This window comes from Cutibacterium porci (assembly GCF_009696315.1).
Lineage (GTDB): Bacteria > Actinomycetota > Actinomycetes > Propionibacteriales > Propionibacteriaceae > Cutibacterium > Cutibacterium porci.
This window is the reverse complement of the sequence record NZ_VUMG01000004.1, coordinates 164,835-182,452: the sequence shown is the minus strand read 5'-3', so window position 1 is coordinate 182,452 and position 17,618 is coordinate 164,835. Positions and strand designations below refer to the sequence as shown.

The 17,618-nt window shown below is 58.9% G+C and carries 14 protein-coding genes and 1 tRNA gene; 8 read left to right on the top strand and 7 right to left on the bottom strand.

Annotated elements, in window-relative coordinates; genetic code table 11:
- Positions 1–80: 80 nt before the first annotated feature.
- Complete coding sequence (locus tag FYJ43_RS10970) at positions 81–281, bottom strand: hypothetical protein (RefSeq protein ID WP_154564783.1); 201 nt, start codon at positions 279–281, stop codon at positions 81–83.
- Between the two features lie 34 nt (positions 282–315).
- Here FYJ43_RS10970 and FYJ43_RS10965 point away from each other — a divergent pair.
- The 7 genes from FYJ43_RS10965 (at position 316) to clpX (ending at position 7,847) form a co-directional block, all read left to right on the top strand.
- Positions 316–386: transfer RNA gene (locus FYJ43_RS10965), tRNA-Gly, on the top strand.
- A gap of 759 nt (positions 387–1,145) precedes the next feature.
- Complete coding sequence (locus FYJ43_RS10960) at positions 1,146–1,661, top strand: ClbS/DfsB family four-helix bundle protein (RefSeq protein ID WP_326833604.1); 516 nt, start codon at positions 1,146–1,148, stop codon at positions 1,659–1,661.
- 291 nt (positions 1,662–1,952) lie between these two features.
- Positions 1,953–3,572 (top strand): trigger factor, encoded by a 1,620-nt coding sequence (tig, locus tag FYJ43_RS10955; RefSeq protein ID WP_326833603.1) that lies wholly within the window; start codon positions 1,953–1,955, stop codon positions 3,570–3,572.
- 178 nt (positions 3,573–3,750) lie between these two features.
- Complete coding sequence (locus tag FYJ43_RS10950; RefSeq protein WP_154564916.1) at positions 3,751–4,965, top strand: AI-2E family transporter; 1,215 nt, start codon at positions 3,751–3,753, stop codon at positions 4,963–4,965.
- Between the two features lie 108 nt (positions 4,966–5,073).
- Positions 5,074–5,679 (top strand): ClpP family protease, encoded by a 606-nt coding sequence (locus tag FYJ43_RS10945; protein WP_122788224.1) that lies wholly within the window; start codon positions 5,074–5,076, stop codon positions 5,677–5,679.
- Positions 5,642–6,376, top strand: coding sequence for an ATP-dependent Clp protease proteolytic subunit (locus FYJ43_RS10940; protein WP_154564914.1), 735 nt, complete (start codon positions 5,642–5,644; stop codon positions 6,374–6,376). Before FYJ43_RS10945 ends, FYJ43_RS10940 begins: the two co-directional genes overlap by 38 nt.
- Before the next feature lie 181 nt (positions 6,377–6,557).
- Positions 6,558–7,847, top strand: a complete 1,290-nt coding sequence (gene clpX, locus FYJ43_RS10935; protein ID WP_154564779.1) for an ATP-dependent Clp protease ATP-binding subunit ClpX — start codon at positions 6,558–6,560, stop codon at positions 7,845–7,847.
- A gap of 2 nt (positions 7,848–7,849) precedes the next feature.
- On the opposite strand, the gene FYJ43_RS10930 is transcribed toward clpX, so the two are convergent.
- Positions 7,850–8,233 carry a hypothetical protein gene (locus tag FYJ43_RS10930; protein ID WP_154564777.1) on the bottom strand — a complete coding sequence of 128 codons (384 nt, stop codon included), beginning with the start codon at positions 8,231–8,233 and terminating at the stop codon, positions 7,850–7,852.
- A 45-nt stretch (positions 8,234–8,278) separates the two neighbouring features.
- Here FYJ43_RS10930 and FYJ43_RS10925 point away from each other — a divergent pair, with 45 nt between their 5' ends.
- Entirely contained in the window at positions 8,279–11,545 is a 3,267-nt protein-coding gene (locus tag FYJ43_RS10925) for a S41 family peptidase (protein WP_154564775.1), read from the top strand.
- A 113-nt stretch (positions 11,546–11,658) separates the two neighbouring features.
- On the opposite strand, the gene valS is transcribed toward FYJ43_RS10925, so the two are convergent.
- The 5 genes from valS to FYJ43_RS10900 form a co-directional block, all read right to left on the bottom strand.
- Positions 11,659–14,271, bottom strand: a complete 2,613-nt coding sequence (gene valS, locus FYJ43_RS10920) for a valine--tRNA ligase (RefSeq protein ID WP_154564773.1) — start codon at positions 14,269–14,271, stop codon at positions 11,659–11,661.
- A 133-nt stretch (positions 14,272–14,404) separates the two neighbouring features.
- Positions 14,405–15,202, bottom strand: coding sequence for a DsbA family protein (locus tag FYJ43_RS10915; RefSeq protein ID WP_154564771.1), 798 nt, complete (start codon positions 15,200–15,202; stop codon positions 14,405–14,407).
- An 85-nt stretch (positions 15,203–15,287) separates the two neighbouring features.
- Positions 15,288–15,791, bottom strand: a complete 504-nt coding sequence (locus tag FYJ43_RS10910) for a DoxX family protein (RefSeq protein ID WP_154564769.1) — start codon at positions 15,789–15,791, stop codon at positions 15,288–15,290.
- 165 nt (positions 15,792–15,956) lie between these two features.
- On the bottom strand, positions 15,957–16,691 hold the full coding sequence (gene pgl / locus FYJ43_RS10905; protein ID WP_154564767.1) for a 6-phosphogluconolactonase: 735 nt from the start codon (positions 16,689–16,691) through the stop codon (positions 15,957–15,959).
- Positions 16,688–17,614: a glucose-6-phosphate dehydrogenase assembly protein OpcA gene (locus tag FYJ43_RS10900; RefSeq protein ID WP_154564765.1), complete on the bottom strand. Its 927-nt coding sequence runs from the start codon at positions 17,612–17,614 to the stop codon at positions 16,688–16,690. Before FYJ43_RS10900 ends, pgl begins: the two co-directional genes overlap by 4 nt.
- Positions 17,615–17,618 lie beyond the last annotated feature (4 nt).

The following is a 17,618-nucleotide window of genomic DNA, read 5'->3' as shown; positions in this document are numbered from 1 at the left end:
GCCGACGTGATGTGACCCCGGTCACCATGAGGCAGACGAGGCCGACAGGCACGTCGATGACTCGCAGATTGCACGTCTCTTCACCATGGTGAGGTCACATCATGGGAATCGTGTGGCCTGGTGATATGTCGCACGCTGACGGGTGGTTGTGGCACATCGTCGCGCTGCGCAGTGGTACATCGTCGCGCTGCGCAGTGGTACATCGTCGCGCTGCGCAGTGGTAGATCGTCGCGCTGCTCGGTGGTACACCCTTTCGCTGCTAATGTGACGCCGACGGTCATTCCATGTATGCTGTCGAGGTCCCTTCGGGGATGCGCGGATGTAGCTCAATGGTAGAGCCCCAGTCTTCCAAACTGGCTACGCGGGTTCGATTCCCGTCATCCGCTCTCAACGTCCTCGGTGAAGAAATACCAAGCCATGCTCCACGTAGCAGGATGGTCGGGCGCGGACTGATCCAATACATGGGCGCAGGACAGGACGCTTCATCGACAGGCTTATCCAGGTCCAAAACCCGCATGTGACGCATCGGCCCTCGACGCAGACGGCTACGAATGCGGCTTCTACATGATGGATTAATGAGCGCGCTGGAGTGCATGCCGCTAGGCTTCGAACACGTCGCGCCAGTTGGTGGGCATTCGGGATAAGTTGATCGAGTCTGCGTATCGTGCGAAAAGATCATCGAGGTGCGCTACATGCTTCCGCCACCGGTCTCGATCCGGGTGCAGAAATTTGAGCATGTAGATTTGAGAAAAAAGGCTGCGGCCGAAAGGTCCTACTAGCTCCAGACATATCAGCCTGACGACCCGCGCCCAACAGCCAGTCCAAGATGTTTGGCGCTTGAGTTAACATGACCAACCCGGGAGACGTGACAACTACGACCGCGCCACCGCTTGGCCCCACCACGGGTCTTGCCATGCCGGGTCATCACCGCCGCGCATACCGGACATTCGGGAGTGTTCATCCCGCCCAAACCTGGCCCCACCAACGTCAACACTGCTAATCCGGTGCAAACACAACGAAAACCACGCACGAGAGCAACACCTTTTGTCCTATAGTCCCATTTTCAAGAATCTTTCCGACCCGCAGGACTTCACGTTAGAATTAGCTCACTAAGAATGGCTCGCGTTCGGGGGGAAGTGTGTACGGTGAGATCCTATGAGTCTGGCGCTGAGCTGGCTGCCGAGATTGCCAAGCGTGGCGATCTTTTTATAGGTGAATTTGCGGATGTTCCTGTCGGCGGCTGGGATCGGCTGGTGGATGGTGTTGATCGCACGCCCCGTCAAATGATTGCGTATCAGCTTGGCTGGATGGGGCTGCTGCTCAGCTGGGAACGTGAGGAACACGCTGGCGCTGAGGTGGTGACTCCTGCCCCCGGTTTTCGATGGAATCAGTTGGGTGATTTGTATGACGCATTTTATCAGCGCTGGGAGGAGAGCTCAGCTGAAGAATTAATTGATCGGTTTACAACTATGCTTGGCGAGGTCGTCCACCTTGTTAATAGTCTTACGGAGGAAGAGTTATTTGAGCCAGGGCGGCGGGCTTGGGCATCATCGACGCCGTCAGCGTGGCCAGTGTGGAAATGGGTGCATATCAACACAGTTGCGCCGTTTACGACGTTTCGCACCAAGATGAGGAAGTGGAAGAAACAGGCCGGTGTATGAGGTGGATCGGTTATTGCTCACGATTCGTGTCGATGGCCTCACCCGCATCATCGGTGACCGGCAGCCGGTGTTCTCCATGGGTTTGGGTGAGCATGGGTTTGGGTGAGATCGACGAGGCCATAACGCGCTGCTAGAGGTAGTTTTTCGGGATAGTGGACCTTGCCCCTGAGCGGGTGCCGTCTCTGGGTAGAAACCTTCCACTGGCTTGGGGGCTACTGCATCGCTAGAATCGGGTGGAATGTGTGTTCCCCTCACCGGGGACGACAGAATCGGAACCACAGGAGAAACTTCGTGCCCAGCACCCTTGAGAAGCTCAGCACCAACCGTGTGAAGCTCACGATTGAGATGCCTTTCGATGAACTGAAGCCCAGCCTTGACAAGGCCTATAAGGACATCGCCAATCAGGTGAACGTTCCCGGCTTCCGCAAGGGGAAGGTGCCCGCTCCGGTCATCGACCAGCGTTTTGGCCGTGGAGTCGTCCTTCAGGAGGCTATTAACGACGCCCTCCCAGCTGCTTACGGCAAGGCCATCGAGGAGAACACAGTCGTTCCCCTGGGCCAGCCCGAGATCGAGGTGACCAAGCTGGAGGACGGTGAGGTCGTCGAGTTCACTGCCGAGGTTGACGTCCGCCCCGACTTTGACCTGCCTGACGTTTCCGCGATCTCCGTTGAGGTGCCCGCCGTTGAGGTGCCCGACGAAGACGTCAACGAGCGCGTCGAGACCCTTCGTCAGCGTTTTGCCACGAATACGGAGGTCGAGCGCGCTGCTGCTAAGGGCGATCTCGTCACCATTGACCTTGCTGGAAGCCGTGACGGCGAAGCTCTTGACGACGCCACTGCGTCGGGTGTCACCTACAAAGTTGGCTCTGAGGGCATGCTTGAAGGTCTTGATGAGGCCGTTACCGGTCTCAAAGCCGGCGAGTCCGCCGAGTTCCACTCCACGCTCGTCGGTGGCCCGCTGCGTGGCCAGGATGCCGACATTAAGGTCACCGTCACCAAGGTGTGCGAGCAGGAGCTTCCGGCCGTTGACGACGACTTCGCCCAGCTGGTGAGCCAATTCGACACCGTCGAGGAGATGCGTGCCGACTTGCGCACCGCTCTGGAGAACATGGCTCGCCTCGATCAGGCTGCTGATGCCCGAGACAAGGTACTTGAAGAAGTCATTTCCAAGATTGACATCGAGCTACCAACTCGCCTCATCGACTCTGAACTTGAGGCTCGCCGTCAGCAGGTTAATCAGCAGCTGGCCCAAGCGGGTATGACCGTTGAGGAGTACCTCGAGGAATCCGAGGAAGAGGTGGATAACGCCGATGACTTCTGGGCCGAGATCGAGAAGCGTTCTCTCGATGCCCTCAAGGCTCAGATCGTCCTCGACAAGATGGCCGATGACGACGAGATCGGTGTTGAGCAAGACGAGCTGACCGAGCTGCTGTTCCGCAAGGCTCAGCAGAATGGCACCTCCCCCGAGGAGGAGGCGCAGCACATGATGCAGCACAACCACCTGCCCGACTGGATGCAGGAGATCCGTCGCGGCAAGGCGTTGGCTTCCATGGTTGGTGCCGCTACCGTCACTGATTCCAAGGGCAACACCCTCGAGCTTGACCGCATCCAGCCTGACGGCACGATCGCCGACGAGCCCGCTGAGGACGCTGCGGCTGAGGATTCAGATAAGGCCGGTAAGGGCTCCGCCGACACGACTGAGGACGAGGCCGACGAGGAGACCAAGGCCGAGGACGAAGCCTCCAAGAAGACGACCACGAAGAAGGCTGCTGCTAAGAAGCCCGCCGCCAAGAAGACAGCCACGAAGAAGGCTGGCGAGGCAAAGGCTGACGACAAACCGGCAGCTAAGAAGGCCCCCGCTAAGAAGCCCGCTGCCAAGAAGACGGCCACCAAAGGCGATAAAGCTGAGTGATGTCCCGTAGGATCGACATGATCCGTTGATGATCGGCGTCGTGCGGGTATTCCGCGCGACGCCGGTTTCACATCAATCCCGAGGAAGCTCAATGACTAAACGCCCCGCGCGCCCCCCACGACCTCGACGTCGGATCTCTGTTGCCCCCGCCACTCGTCAATTGCGCAATGTGCGTCAAATGATGGCTGACGATATCGCAACAGCCCGTGCGGTCGAGCGCGGTGAATTGCAAGCCGAGGAACAGCCCATTCATGGCGCAACAAGCGCGCAAAAGGCGGCTGAAACCGGGCTTCAACCCCAGCCGAGCGATCAAGAAAAAGCTGAGACAGCCACCAGCAAACACGGCTTGCCTAAGCTGACTGTTGTCCTCATTACAGTGGCAGCAGCGTGGTTGGGGCTGAGTTTCCTACACGAGCTGTCGAGTGTCATCGCGCCATTGTTTTTCGGTTTAAACCTCCTTATTACGGCATACCCGATTCATACCTGGCTCGTGAAGCACAAGTGCCCGAGGTGGATCTCGGCTACCACAGCTGGCACCGCCGTCATTATTGTGCTGGCTGCTGGTGTCGCCGGCATGGTGTGGTCGGTGGCCGCGATGATTGGCCAGCTGCAGAGTTACATCCCACAGATGGAAAAGATCTATACCCAGCTACTGCACTGGTCTAGCCAGATTGGGTATTCCCAGGACGTCATCACCGATAGGCTCAAGAAGATTGACCCTCAACAAGTAATGTCGGTCGTGACGTCAGTGGCATCCGATACCACCAGCATTGTGACGATGATTATCGTCATTCTCACCGGAATGATCTTTATGGTCATGGATACCCCGCAGATGCATGATCGGCTACGGATGGCCGGGAACCGCAAGCCGGATGTCGTTGTGGCCTTAGAGTCCTTTGCTAGCGGAATTCGTAAGTATTGGTTGGTGACGACAGTATTCGGCCTGATCGTTGCGCTGTTTGACTGGGCGGCTTTGCTCATCATCGGAGTTCCGCTGGCTGGGGTGTGGGCACTGTTTAGCTTCCTGACTAACTACATCCCCAATATTGGTTTCATTGTCGGCGTTATCCCGCCAGCCTTGTTGGCGCTTTTCGACGACGGTTGGGTAGCAGCGGTCGCTGTCGTCGTCTCCTATTCGGTACTGAACTTCGTCATCCAGTCGATTATTCAGCCGAAATTTGCGGGCGATGCTGTCGGGCTGACTCCGACGATGTCTTTCGTATCTTTGCTCTTATGGGGCTGGGTATTTGGAGCGTTGGGAACACTCATTGCTCTGCCGTGCTCCCTGCTCATCAAGGCGACCCTGATCGACCACGACCCGGGTGCTCGGTGGGTCAATGCGCTCATCTCCTCTCGGCCTACAGAAGGCTTAGAAGATGACCCTGACGAGTAGCGTGACGACGGTGTTCGGCAGTGCTGACCGCGAAAGGCTCTGGAACTGTCGTGTCCACACGGTAAATTCGAGTTCGTGAATCAAAATACTTCGATCACTTCCCAGGGCATGCCCGCCATGGCCGGCCCCGAGACCGGCGGTGCCGGGATGACCGACAACGTCTACCAGTCGCTACTGCGCAACCGGATCGTCTTCCTCGGATCAGAGGTTAAGGACGAGAACGCGAATGCGCTGTGCGCCCAGATGTTGCTGCTCAACGCTGAGGATCCCGAGGCCGATATTTACCTCTACATTAATTCCCCAGGCGGTTCAGTCACCGGGGGAATGGCGATCTACGACACCATGCAGTGGATCTCCAACGATGTCGCGACGGTGACGATGGGCATGGCAGCGTCTATGGGCCAGTTTTTGCTGACTGCTGGTACTCCCGGCAAGAGGTACGCCCTGCCGCACGCCAAGATCCTTATGCACCAGCCGCTCGGCGGTGTTGGTGGTACTGCTACTGAGATCGCCATTAACGCCAAGATGCTCAAGGACACCAAGCGTGAGCTGTCTCAGCTCAACGCCGATCACTCTGGCCACACCCTTGAGCAGATCCTCGAGGACTCCGATCGGGACCATTGGTTTACCGCTCAGGAGGCCCTCGACTACGGACTTATTGACCATGTCTACAGCAATGCGTCGCAGCTTCGTGGCGACGCTCCTAATCAGTGAGGTGACCATGGGATTCAACGCCTTTGATAAGAATCGGTTGGCCGCCTTCAACGCCGAGCAGGCCGAGCAGGCTGCTCCCGGCGGGCTAGCCCCGGCAGGTCCGCGTAACGACTATTACATCCCGCAGTGGGAGGAGCGCACCTCCTACGGTGTGCGTCGCGTCGACCCATACACGAAGTTGTTTGAGGACCGCATCATCTTCCTCGGCACTCCGGTGACTGACGACATCGCCAACGCTGTAATGGCCCAGCTGCTGTGCCTGCAGTCGATGGATGCCGATCGCCAGATCAGCATGTACATCAACTCTCCTGGCGGCTCATTCACCGCCATGACAGCGATCTACGACACCATGAATTACGTGCGTCCCGACGTACAGACGATTTGCCTGGGTATGGCCGCGTCGGCTGCGGCCGTCTTGCTGGCTGCTGGCGCGAAGGGTCAGCGGTTGTCCTTGCCAAACTCGACGATTCTCATCCATCAGCCAGCGATGGGTCAGGCTACGTACGGTCAGGCCACCGATATTGAGATCCTGGACGACGAAATTCAGCGCATCCGCAAGCTCATGGAGAACATGCTTGCTACCGCGACTGGCCAGAGCGTCGAACAGGTGTCCAAAGATATTGATCGCGACAAGTACCTCACTGCCCAGGGGGCGAAGGAGTACGGTCTCATTGATGACATCTTGACCTCTTTGTGAGAATCACGCATCGTGACCCTCGAGGGCCACTGCAGGGTTAGTCGTCGTCATCCGACACGGGTGACGACGACACCCGATATAGATATCGTCCACAGCTAAGGTGGACAGCGCACACCTCGGGAGGATGATCGTCCCGGAGAAGACGAAGTGAGATAGGCCTGCCGAGTAGGAGGGAAGCCGGATGGCGCGAATTGGTGAGAGCGGAGACCTCTTCAAGTGTTCCTTCTGCGGAAAAAGTCAGAAGCAGGTCAAGAAGCTCATCGCGGGCCCCGGGGTCTACATCTGTGACGAATGCATCGATCTGTGCAACGAGATCATTGAGGAGGAGTTTTCGTCCTCCGACGAGGTCGGTGGCGTTGAGGACCTTCCCCGACCGCGCGAGCTGTGCGAATTCCTCGACACCTGGGTTATCGGCCAGGAAGAAGCCAAGCGGACCCTCTCAGTAGCTGTGTACAACCATTACAAGCGCATTCAGCCTGAGGTTAATGTGCCGCATGCCCGTCGGGCCGAAGATGACGGGGTAGAACTCGGCAAGTCGAACATCCTGCTGCTTGGGCCGACCGGTTGCGGTAAGACCTACCTAGCCCAGACGATGGCTCGTCAGCTCAATGTCCCCTTCGCAATGGCTGATGCGACTGCGCTGACCGAAGCTGGCTACGTCGGTGAGGACGTCGAGAACATTCTACTGAAACTGCTACAAGCGGCTGATTTCGACGTCAAGCGGGCTGAGCGAGGAATTGTTTACATTGACGAGATTGACAAAGTGGCTCGCAAATCAGAGAACCCGTCAATTACTCGCGACGTCTCCGGCGAAGGTGTCCAGCAAGCCTTGCTGAAAATCCTTGAGGGAACGGTAGCGTCAGTTCCTCCGCAGGGGGGACGTAAACATCCCCAGCAAGACTTCATCCAAATCGATACCACCAATATCTTGTTCATTGTGGGTGGAGCTTTTGCTGGCCTTGAGGACATCATCACCAAGCGGATCGGTACCCGACCGTTGGGATTCAATAACGATCCTGGACAACGCGACGTTGTTGAAGGCCCCGAGGCTCTCAGCATGGTGTGCCCAGAAGACCTTCACCAGTTTGGGCTTATTCCAGAGTTTATTGGACGCCTACCGATGGTGACGACCGTGCATCCGCTCGACCGTGAAGCCCTGATTCGCATTCTGACTGAGCCTCGCAATGCTCTGACCCGCCAGTTCGAGAAACTTTTCGAACTCGATGGGGTGGAATTGACCTTTACCGACGGAGCCTTGGGCGCGATCGCCGATAAAGCGGTTGCGCGGGGGACCGGTGCGCGTGGACTACGGGCTATCATCGAGGAGACCCTGATGGACGTCATGTTCGACGTCCCCTCCCGCGACGATGTTTCTCGAGTCGTGGTAACTGAGGAAGCCATCACCGGGGAAGGTAAATGCCAATACTTCTCCTCGCCGGCCTTTCATGGCAGAGGCCGACTCTCTGCTTGAGGTCAATGCTCGTTCAAGACGTCAGCGAGGAGCGAATCAGCCCGCCGCTGCAGTATTACGGTAGATTTGCGGCGTTCTTTGCTTCGCTGCACTTTGACCAGCGGAATGAGCGAGGCAATATCGTGGGCTTCATCACGCCATTGTTGAGCCTTTGAATTCGACGAGTTGTCAGCGTACTTAAGGACACGGTCTACGGTGAGCTGGACTCGCCCCAAACCTATTTTGGAAGTCACCGATGTGCGGGCTTTGCTGTAGCCCGATTTCGCCCATGCTTCGGCGCGGCCGTCAGCATTAATGGAATCCCATAGATCCCGTGCCAGTGGCGTCCCAGCCTCAATAACCGTTTTGACGAGTCCCGGTGTGGTGGATTTCCGCGTCTTTGCCATGCGCTCCTCCTGTGCGTTTTGTTGACAGACGGTACCCTGGCAGCCATGGCAACTGGATACCTGCGATACCCCGATGTCCACGGCGACCTCGTGGTGTTCACCGCTGACGACGACGTGTGGTTGGTTCCCGTCACTGGAGGACGGGCGAGTCGTCTCAGCAACGATCATGTCATGGTTCGCAATCCTCGTTTTAGTCCCAATGGCACCAAGATTGCATGGACCTCCTACCGAGGTCAGCGACCGGAAGTATGTGTCATTGACGTGGCTACCGGGGATCAGCGTCGACTCACGTGGTTAGGAGCGGCAAAGAATGCTGTCGTCGGTTGGCAGGACGACGAACACGTGGTGTTTTCGTCCCCACACCAAACCAACGATATTGGCTTGACGTGGTTGTACACGGTGTCTCTCGACGGTCACATCGAGCGTCTTGAATATGGGCCGGGGATGGACTTGGCCGTGACGCCAGACGGAGCCGTCGCTGTTGTCACCCCCAATTCTGGCGACTGCTCGCGGTGGAAGAGATACCGCGGAGGAACAGCCGCGCAGATTTGGCTGCGACCAGCTGGGGCAGATCACTTCGTGCGCCTGCTGCGTGATGGCAACGACGATCGATTCGCGTCAGCCGGACGCTACAGCGTCGGCTGGATTGACGGTCGTCTCATGTTCACGTCTGATATGAGCGACGATGATAGCCCACAGGCTCAGGCGCAGATATGGTCTGTTGACTCAGCTGGGCACGACCTGCGTCAACACACCCGTCACAGTGAGGCTGAGGGTTATGTCCGCGATCCACGCACTGACGGTGCAACGATCGTCTACCACGCCCACGGTGCGCTGTGGACGATGGCTGGCCTCGACGCAGAGCCGCAGCGTCTCGACGTCGACCTCGGTATCGGAGCCCCGCCGCGGGTACCGCTGGATCCTACGGACCGTCTGGAAGCAATCATCTCTGATCACGGCGGCGACGGGTCATTACTCGAATGGCGAGGAGCCGCATATTTCCTTACCCATCGCTCCGGCCCAGCGCGAGCCCTCTCGGCAGCCGATGGCGTCCGCATTCGTGAACCGCGCGTTCTTGGCCAGACCGGCCAAGGTGTGTGGGCTAGCGACGTCGATGGTGACGATTGCCTTGAGGTCGCTCACCTCGACGGCACTGGCGAGGTTCGCCGTATTGCCCAGGGGCGGATCGGTCGTGTACTGCACAGCGCACCGTCTCCCGACGGTAACAAGGTCGCCGTCATTAGCCATGACGGTCGTATCTTGATCGTCACTATTGCTAACGGGGCCATTCGTGAGGTTGGAAAGTCTCTCGAAGGTGAGGCGAATGGACTGACGTGGTCACCGGATTCCCGATACTTGGTGTGGCGTTCGCCGATGGCACATGGCGAGGCCATGATCGGCCAGATCCGATGCTGGGATGAGCAAGGGATGGGGGAGTCATTTGCCCTCACCCGTGGTGCCTTCGACGATTCGTCGCCGGTCTTTACCGCCGATGGCAAGTATCTGGTGATGCTGTCAGCACGCACCTTTGACCCAAACTATGACGGTCAGACGTTTGATTTATCCTTCGGACACACACAGCGTCCATGGCTGGTCCCACTCAGCGCAACCGAATCATCCCCGTTTGGCCCGTCCTCCCAGGGATGGCGCGTCAGCGAGGTGCAAGACGCTAAGGCTAAGGCCACCACAGAGGCCGGAAGTGACAACGCCGACGACACCTCTGACGTCGTCTGCCAGCTTGCTGCCGACGGGTTCGAGGAGCGGATGGTGCCATTCCCAGTGCCGTCGGGCTCCTACCGGAATCTGGCAGCCGTCAAGGATGGTGTGGTGTGGATCGAGGTGGCCGATCGCGGTGGCGAACTCGGTGCTACCCGTGCTGGAGTCACGGGTGACGCGCCCAGTGACGTCTTGTGGCACTACAACCTGTCCGCACGTCACCTCGACAAATTGTGTGAACGCGTTGACACCTTCTCCGTTTCAGGTGACGGTGAGCGTCTCGTCGTGCGGCATCGCGACGACGTCATCGTCATTCCGTCATCCCACAAGGTCGATGACGATGATCCGGCATGCATTCACGTCGATCTGACGCGACTGCGCCGCACGATCAATCCGCGCGCTGAGTGGCGTCAGATGTTCGATGAAAACGGGCGCTTGATGGCGAGTCACTATTGGCGCGAGGACATGAATGGTGTCGACTGGGACGGCGTCCTCAATCGATACCGCCCTCTGGTCGATCTGTGCCACACCGTTGACGATCTGCGCGACATTCTCTGGGAGACTGTTGCCGAGCTCAATACCTCCCATTCCTACGTGTCGGCACCCGAAGCCAGCGGAGACGCGGATATGCGCGCAGGCCTGCTAGGTGCCGATATCAGCAGCGAAGCTGACGGGGCCAAGGTCGTCCGAGTCATTCCCGGCGAGTCGTCGGATCCGCGTGCGTGGTCCCCGCTTCGTGCTGCTGGGGTTGCAGTGACTCATGGGGATGTCATCGTCGCAGTGGATGGACGAAGAGTTGGTGCCGACGGCAGCCTTGGGGAACTCTTGGAAGGATCAGCGGGACGAGTCGTCGAGCTAACGGTGCGTCGAGGCGACGATGAGCGTCGAGTAGCTGTCGTGCCTATGGCTGATGAGGCCCCGCTGCGGTATCACGACTGGGTGGCGTCGCGTCGCCGCTACGTCGAGGAGCATTCTGGCGGGCGACTCGGTTACCTACACGTACCCGATATGGTCTCCGATGGCTGGGCCGAGCTGCACCGTCAAATCGGTCAGGCGACGACTCACGAAGGCGTCATTGCCGACGTGAGGTTTAACCATGGTGGCCACACCTCGCAGCTCGTCGTCGAAAGGCTCGCCCGCAAAGTCGTCGGATGGGACTACAGCCGGTGGTATGCCACAGCGGACACATATCCGCAGAATGCGGTGCGCGGACCGATCGTCATGGTCACCAACCAGTGGGCAGGCTCTGACGGTGACATCGTCGCAGCTGCTACCCAAGCAATGGGATACGCCAAGGTCATTGGTGAACGGTCGTGGGGCGGCGTCATCGGCATCGACGGCAGGTTTGACCTTGTCGATGGCACGTCAGTGACCCAGCCGCGCTACGCCGGTTGGTATGGCAGCTACGGCTGGGGGGTGGAGAATCACGGTGTCGATCCTGACATCGTCGTGACCGTGTCTCCGGAGGATTGGGAGTCTGACCGCGACGTTCAGCTTGATGCTGCGATTGCTGAGTGCCTGCGTCAACTCGACCACACGCCGGCAGCCACACCGCCGGAGCTGCCGGGGCCGATGTTCGTGCCGAAGCAGGACTGAGCCGGGGTCGTGTGCACGCATGAGGCCGTGAAAACCGCCCTCATGCGTGCCGACGACAGCAACGACGTGCTCGCGGGTAGGAGCACGGCTGATACTGCTGACCCCGAGAACCCTTAGCGCTTCTTTTTAGCTGGGGGCTCTCCCAACGTCGCCTCAAGAGTCAAGGTTTGCCCATCCTCAGACCACACAAACTGTTCAGTCTTTGACACCTTGGCTAAGTCGGACTCGACGGCTTTGAGATTCGTGATAACTGGTGTCGGTGCGCTGATGTGGGCCACCAAAATCGGGGTGCGCATCGGAACCTTATGGGTCGATTTCACGCCACGCAACTCAACCAAGGCAGCCGAGACATCAGTCATGAGATCGACGTCGCCGGTGGCGGGAACCTCGTCTGCGATCGGCCAGCACGACGTGTGAACAGAGCCATCCTTCCACCAACTCCACACCTCCTCGGTGACGAAGGGCAGGAAAGGCGCAAACAGTCGAAGCATGACGTCGAGGGCGAGACGTAATGCCGTCCTGGCACTTAGCGCGCCGGCATCGTCAGCCCCCTCGGAGTTGTACGCGCGCTCCTTGACCAGCTCAAGGTAATCGTCACAGAAGGTCCAAAAGAACTGCTCACAGACCTCCAGAGCAGCGGTGTAGTTGAACTTATCGAATGCCTTGGTTGCCTCAATGATGAGTTGACGCAGCCCAGCGAGCATCGACAAATCTGCCGGGTTAATGATGTCAGCGAGCTGACCGCCTTCACCAAAGCCAAGCACGAACTTCGAAGCGTTGAGGATCTTCATAGCCAGGCGGCGGCCAACCTTCATCTGAGCCTTGTCAAAGGGGGAGTCCATACCCGGACGGGCCATAGCGGCACGCCAACGCACCGCGTCGGCACCGAACTGATCAATGATTTCGGTCGGGACAACTGTGTTGCCCTTCGACTTTGACATCTTTTTGCGGTCAGGGTCGGTGACGAACCCGGAAATTGCGGCTCGCTTCCACGGCAGCACGCCGTTTTCCAGATGTGCCCGCACCACGCGGGAAAACACCCAGGTACGGATGATGTCGTGAGCCTCGGGTGCAAAGTCCATGGGGAAGGTCTTGGCGAACAAGTCCGCGTCGCGCTCCCAGCCGGTGACAATCTGGGGAGTCAGAGAGGACGTGGCCCAGGTGTCCATGACGTCAGGGTCTCCAATAAATCCGCCGGAGATTCCGCGCTGGGACTCCTGGTATCCAGGAGGCGTCTGGGATGCCGGATCCACCGGGAGAGCGGATTCGTCGGGTAGCAGCGGGTGGTCATAGTCCGGTTCTCCATCGGCGTCGAGCGGATACCACACCGGGAAGGGGACGCCGAAGAAGCGCTGACGACTGATGAGCCAGTCGCCGTTGAGCCCCTCAACCCAGTTTTCGTAGCGATGCCGCATATGCTCAGGAACCCACTCGAGTTCCTGGCCGCGCTTGAGCAGCGCACTGCGCAACTCTGCGTCACGACCACCATTGCGGATATACCACTGCCGCGTTCCAATAATCTCTAGCGGCTTATCGCCCTTCTCATAGAAGTTAGCCTTGCGCTCGGTGGGCTTGGGATCGCCGTCCATCTCGCCGGAGGCTATGAGGGCCTCAACGACGAGTTTGCGGGCGGTGAAGGTGGTCTTACCTGCGATCTCTTCGTATTTTTCGGCGGATCCGGCATCCACAATCCACTGTGGGGTATCAGAGAGGATCCGTCCGTCGCGACCGATAATGGTCCGGGTGGGCAGCTGCAATTCACGCCACCATGCGACGTCGGTGAGGTCGCCGAAAGTACAGCACATAGCGATACCAGCGCCCTTGTCCATCTCGGCAGCCGGGTGAGCTAGCACTGGCACCTCGACGCCGTATAGCGGAGTGATGACGGTGGTGCCGAACAGGTGCTGGTAGCGCTCGTCGTCGGGGTGCGCGATGAGGGCACAGCAGGCGGCCAGCAGCTCCGGGCGGGTGGTCTCGATGAAGACGTCCTGGCCGTCGGGGCGATGGAAACCGAGGCGGTGGTAGGCGCCAGGGTAGTCGCGGGCCTCAAGCTCTGCCTGGGCTACCGCAGTAGAGAAGGTGACGTCCCACAGGGTGGGCGCGTCAGACAGGTATGCCTCGCCGCGGGCATAGTTACGAAGAAAGGCCAACTGGGCAATGCGCTGCGACTCCGGCGAGATCGTCGTGTAGAGCTGGTTCCAGTCCACAGACAGCCCAACAGAACGCCATAGGTCTTGGAATGCTTTCTCGTCGACGGTGGTCAGCTCGACGCACAGCTCAACGAAGTTGCGGCGGCTAATCGGCACCTGACGTTTGGGATCGGGTTTACTCGGCGGGGTGAAGTCGGGATCGTAGGGCAACGAAGGATCACAGCGTACGCCGTAGTAATTCTGGACGCGCCGCTCAGTTGGTAGGCCGTTGTCATCCCAGCCCATCGGATAAAAAACCTTCTTGCCGCGCATCCGCTGATACCGCGCGACGGTGTCGGTATGGGTGTAAGAGAAGACGTGTCCAGGGTGCAGGTGGCCGGAGACAGTGGGCGGCGGGGTGTCGATAGAAAACACCTGCTCGCGCGAATCAACCGATGTGGCGTCGAACGCGTAGAGCTGCTCGTCCTCCCACACTGTGCCCCACTTTTCCTCCAGGCCCTCCAGGGCCGGCTTATCGGGTACGACACCGCGCGTCGGAGGCGTGGCGGATGAGGGGACAGAGGTCTGTGAGGTCATATTCCAAACTCTAGTGTTCGACTCGGACAGGTCACCAGACGAACGGCGTTCGCCAGTCGTCTGGGATCATAGCGGCGAGGGGGCCGCAGTATGCCAGGGCTCCTCGCCGCTATGGGTCGTCGACGCCCCGCTGTCAGTTGACGGCCTTGATGGCCTGGAGCAGTTGGTCGGCGGAAGGGGGAGACTGGACGAAGGCGTTCCAGCTATTCCACGGTTTTCCGTTAATCAAAAAGGTTGGGGTGCCGGCACTACCGAATTTCTGCAATTCCTGCAGCCCCTTGTCGTTGCTGTTCTTGACGAACTGTTCGGTCTGTTTGTTGTCGTAGATGCGCTGGAACTTGGTCAGGTCTGAGCCCGTGATTCCAGCTTCGGAAGCGAAGTCCTTGCGCAGCTGATCGTCGGTGTAGCCCTCGCCCTCTCTCTGAGGCTGGTGGCGGTAAATGACGTCGTGGTAAGCCTCGAGCTTACCCACAGAATCGGCGGCAGCAGCGGCCATCGCGGCGCGAGTGGAAGCGTCATTACGCAAGTTGTTATCCAAGAACGTCAGTGTGTGGTACTCCAACTTGATTTTGCCATCAGTTGATAACTGGTTGAGCTGTTTACCCAACGCATTTTCAGCATCTTTGCATATGGGGCACTGGTAATCTTGGAATACTGTGACGGTGATGGCCCCGTCCTTCACCTTGTCGGGATTGATGGTGTACACGCCGTCTTTCGTGGCTGACGGTGGTGTGATCTGGCCGCTGGTGGGTGTGTCGTCGGATTTGTGGTTTAGCCCGACGATGACGGCGACGACCACCAGTGCGATGACAACGACGCCTGCGACGACGCCGATGATTCGACGGCGCTTCTTAGCTAATTCCTGAGCCTCTTGTTGGGCGCGCAGAGCAGCCCGTTTAGACGTGGTTGCAGTTGTTTTTTTGTCAGCCATCAGTTCATGTTTCCTTGTGTTATAGATGATGTGTCACACATGATGGTAGCCGGTCGGGCGCGTGGTCCGACCGAGTCTCTATGCCTTATCTGACTATCCAGCGGTCTACGGAAAGCGCCGAGCGGGGTCGGATCACAAGCCATATTCCGCATAAGGCAAGACCAAGATCACGCAGCATGTCGAGAATGTAGCTACGCACGGTCTCTGGCCACGCCTGATCTACCGGGCCACCGTCGCCAAAGCAGCCGCAGTCCAGCGAGATATGGCGTGCCCACGCTGATGCGATTGCGGCGATAAAGACGACCATAGCGAGGGTGCCGAGAAGACCGGACCATCGCGTCGCGATGCCAAAGATGAGTAGTAGCCCGACGATGATCTCGAGAATCGGCATCGTCCAACCGACGATGGGGGCGAGGTTCCATGGAATGATCTGATACGTCCGTACCGACCAAATGGCGGAGTCTATGTCGGTGGCTTTGATGATCCCTGCAACGAGCAGGGTGCCGCCGAGGATGATCCGGGCCGCCAAACCGACCCAGTCGCGCACTGTCGTGGAGCGCGGCGATGGTTGAGAGTCCATAGCAGCCATAGTAGCTAGTCCTCGTTACGATAATTGATACGTCATATACATTGTCGGTGGCGGATGCGCGATCTGCTGACGTGGACTGCTGCCTGGTCGTCTGCCCAGCCTGTGAAATCGCGTGCCGCACAGCGGACAACCATAAGTGTTCGGCGCCGCCATGCCCGCGCCGTTTCACAACGAGCAGTTGTACCGTGGCAGACCGATCGAAGCGTCCTGGTCGACCATCCAACTCGTTTCGATAGTGCCGCTGGCCCAGGTCGCTGGCAGGGATTCGTCTCCAGCGAACACTTTCTGGACGGCCTCAGCTTTTTCGGAACCGCTGACAAGGAACCAGACTCGCTTCGAGCGGTTGATGACGGGCATCGTCACTGAAAGGCGATCTGGCGGAGGCTTGGGGGCATCGGTAACTCCAACGGCCAGTGCGGCAGTTGTTGGGTTAAAAGACGGATGGCCTGGGAAAAGTGATGCGACGTGGCCGTCGGCCCCCATCCCGAGCAAGCAAATGTCGAAGACGACGTCGCCAAGCTCCTGGGCATAGGAATATGCGGCCTCGTCGGGGTCGGCCTTGCCGTCGGCGGCGGGCATGACGTGGGTTGTGGAGGGATCCAGTCGGAGGGCTGCTGACAACAGTGGCAAGGCTTGCAGGGAATTGCGGTCAGGATGACCGGTGGGGACGAATCGGTCGTCACCCCACCAAACATGTAGCTGGTTAGGACGAATATTGCTGCATTCAGGAACGTCACCCATCGCGGCATATACAATATTGGCGATTCTCCCGCCGGTCAGACACAGGTCAATACGCTCTTGTGCAGCCTGGATTCTGACGATCATCTGGACCAAGCGGTGAGCGACCCCTTCGGCCAGACCCTGGACGGATTGGTACCGCATGAGACGTCGGTTGGTCATGACTGATCCTCATCACGTGTCGTTGCGATGCCCTCATCATGGATTTCAGCCATGACAGCGGTGAAGATTTTGTCAGAGTCGAGCCGACGAAGCTCTTCACCGATCAGCATCTGTACGTTGCGGCGATCCAGGGCCACTCCGCGCGCTGGTTCTCCCGGAATCCGGTAGACGGCATATCTGCCACTGCGCCGGCGAATCTCGATGTCGCCACCTGGGGTTGACATGACGATCGCAGAGATTCCGGGTGCATCGGTTGTTACCCGGTCAACCGGAACGCGAAGACACAATCTCAGCCACGCCGTCAGCAGCATTGCCGGTGCATTATTGGCGGCCGACTCCACCCTCGCGGACTTGACGGTTGCTGGGTGCTGGTCCAAAGCGGCTGCCGCTAGCGCCCTCCAGCCAGTCGTCCGGGCCCAACACAGGTCAGAGTCGCCCTCGGTGAGGTGGGTCGCCCGGCGTACGAGAGCTTTGCAGGGGTCGTTGTCTGCTGCCGAATCCGTGATGCGACGGTCTGCCAGGGCCCCAATGGGATCAGTGGCGAGGTCGGCAGGCCCGGAATATGGCCACCACGCGATGACGGGGGAGTCAGGCAGAAGTAAGGGGAGGATGACCGATGCGGGGTGATTCGCCATCGCTCCGGAAAACCGCAGCACGATGACATCCCCAGGGGTGCCTTCACCGGCGTGCACCTCGGCGTCGAGCTTGTCCTTGCGGGAACGCGTCATCACCACCATGAGAAGGCGTGACGGATGCTGCCGGGCGGCATCCCTGGCGGCGTCAAAGGCGGCATCGAAGTGGGAGGAATCGCAAATACAAATGAGAGTATGGACCAGCCCAGACCCGGAGCCGACGGTGCGACGAGCCTCGACAATGGCCGCACCGATCTTCGATGCGGATGTGTCGTTGAGCGTGATTATCATGATT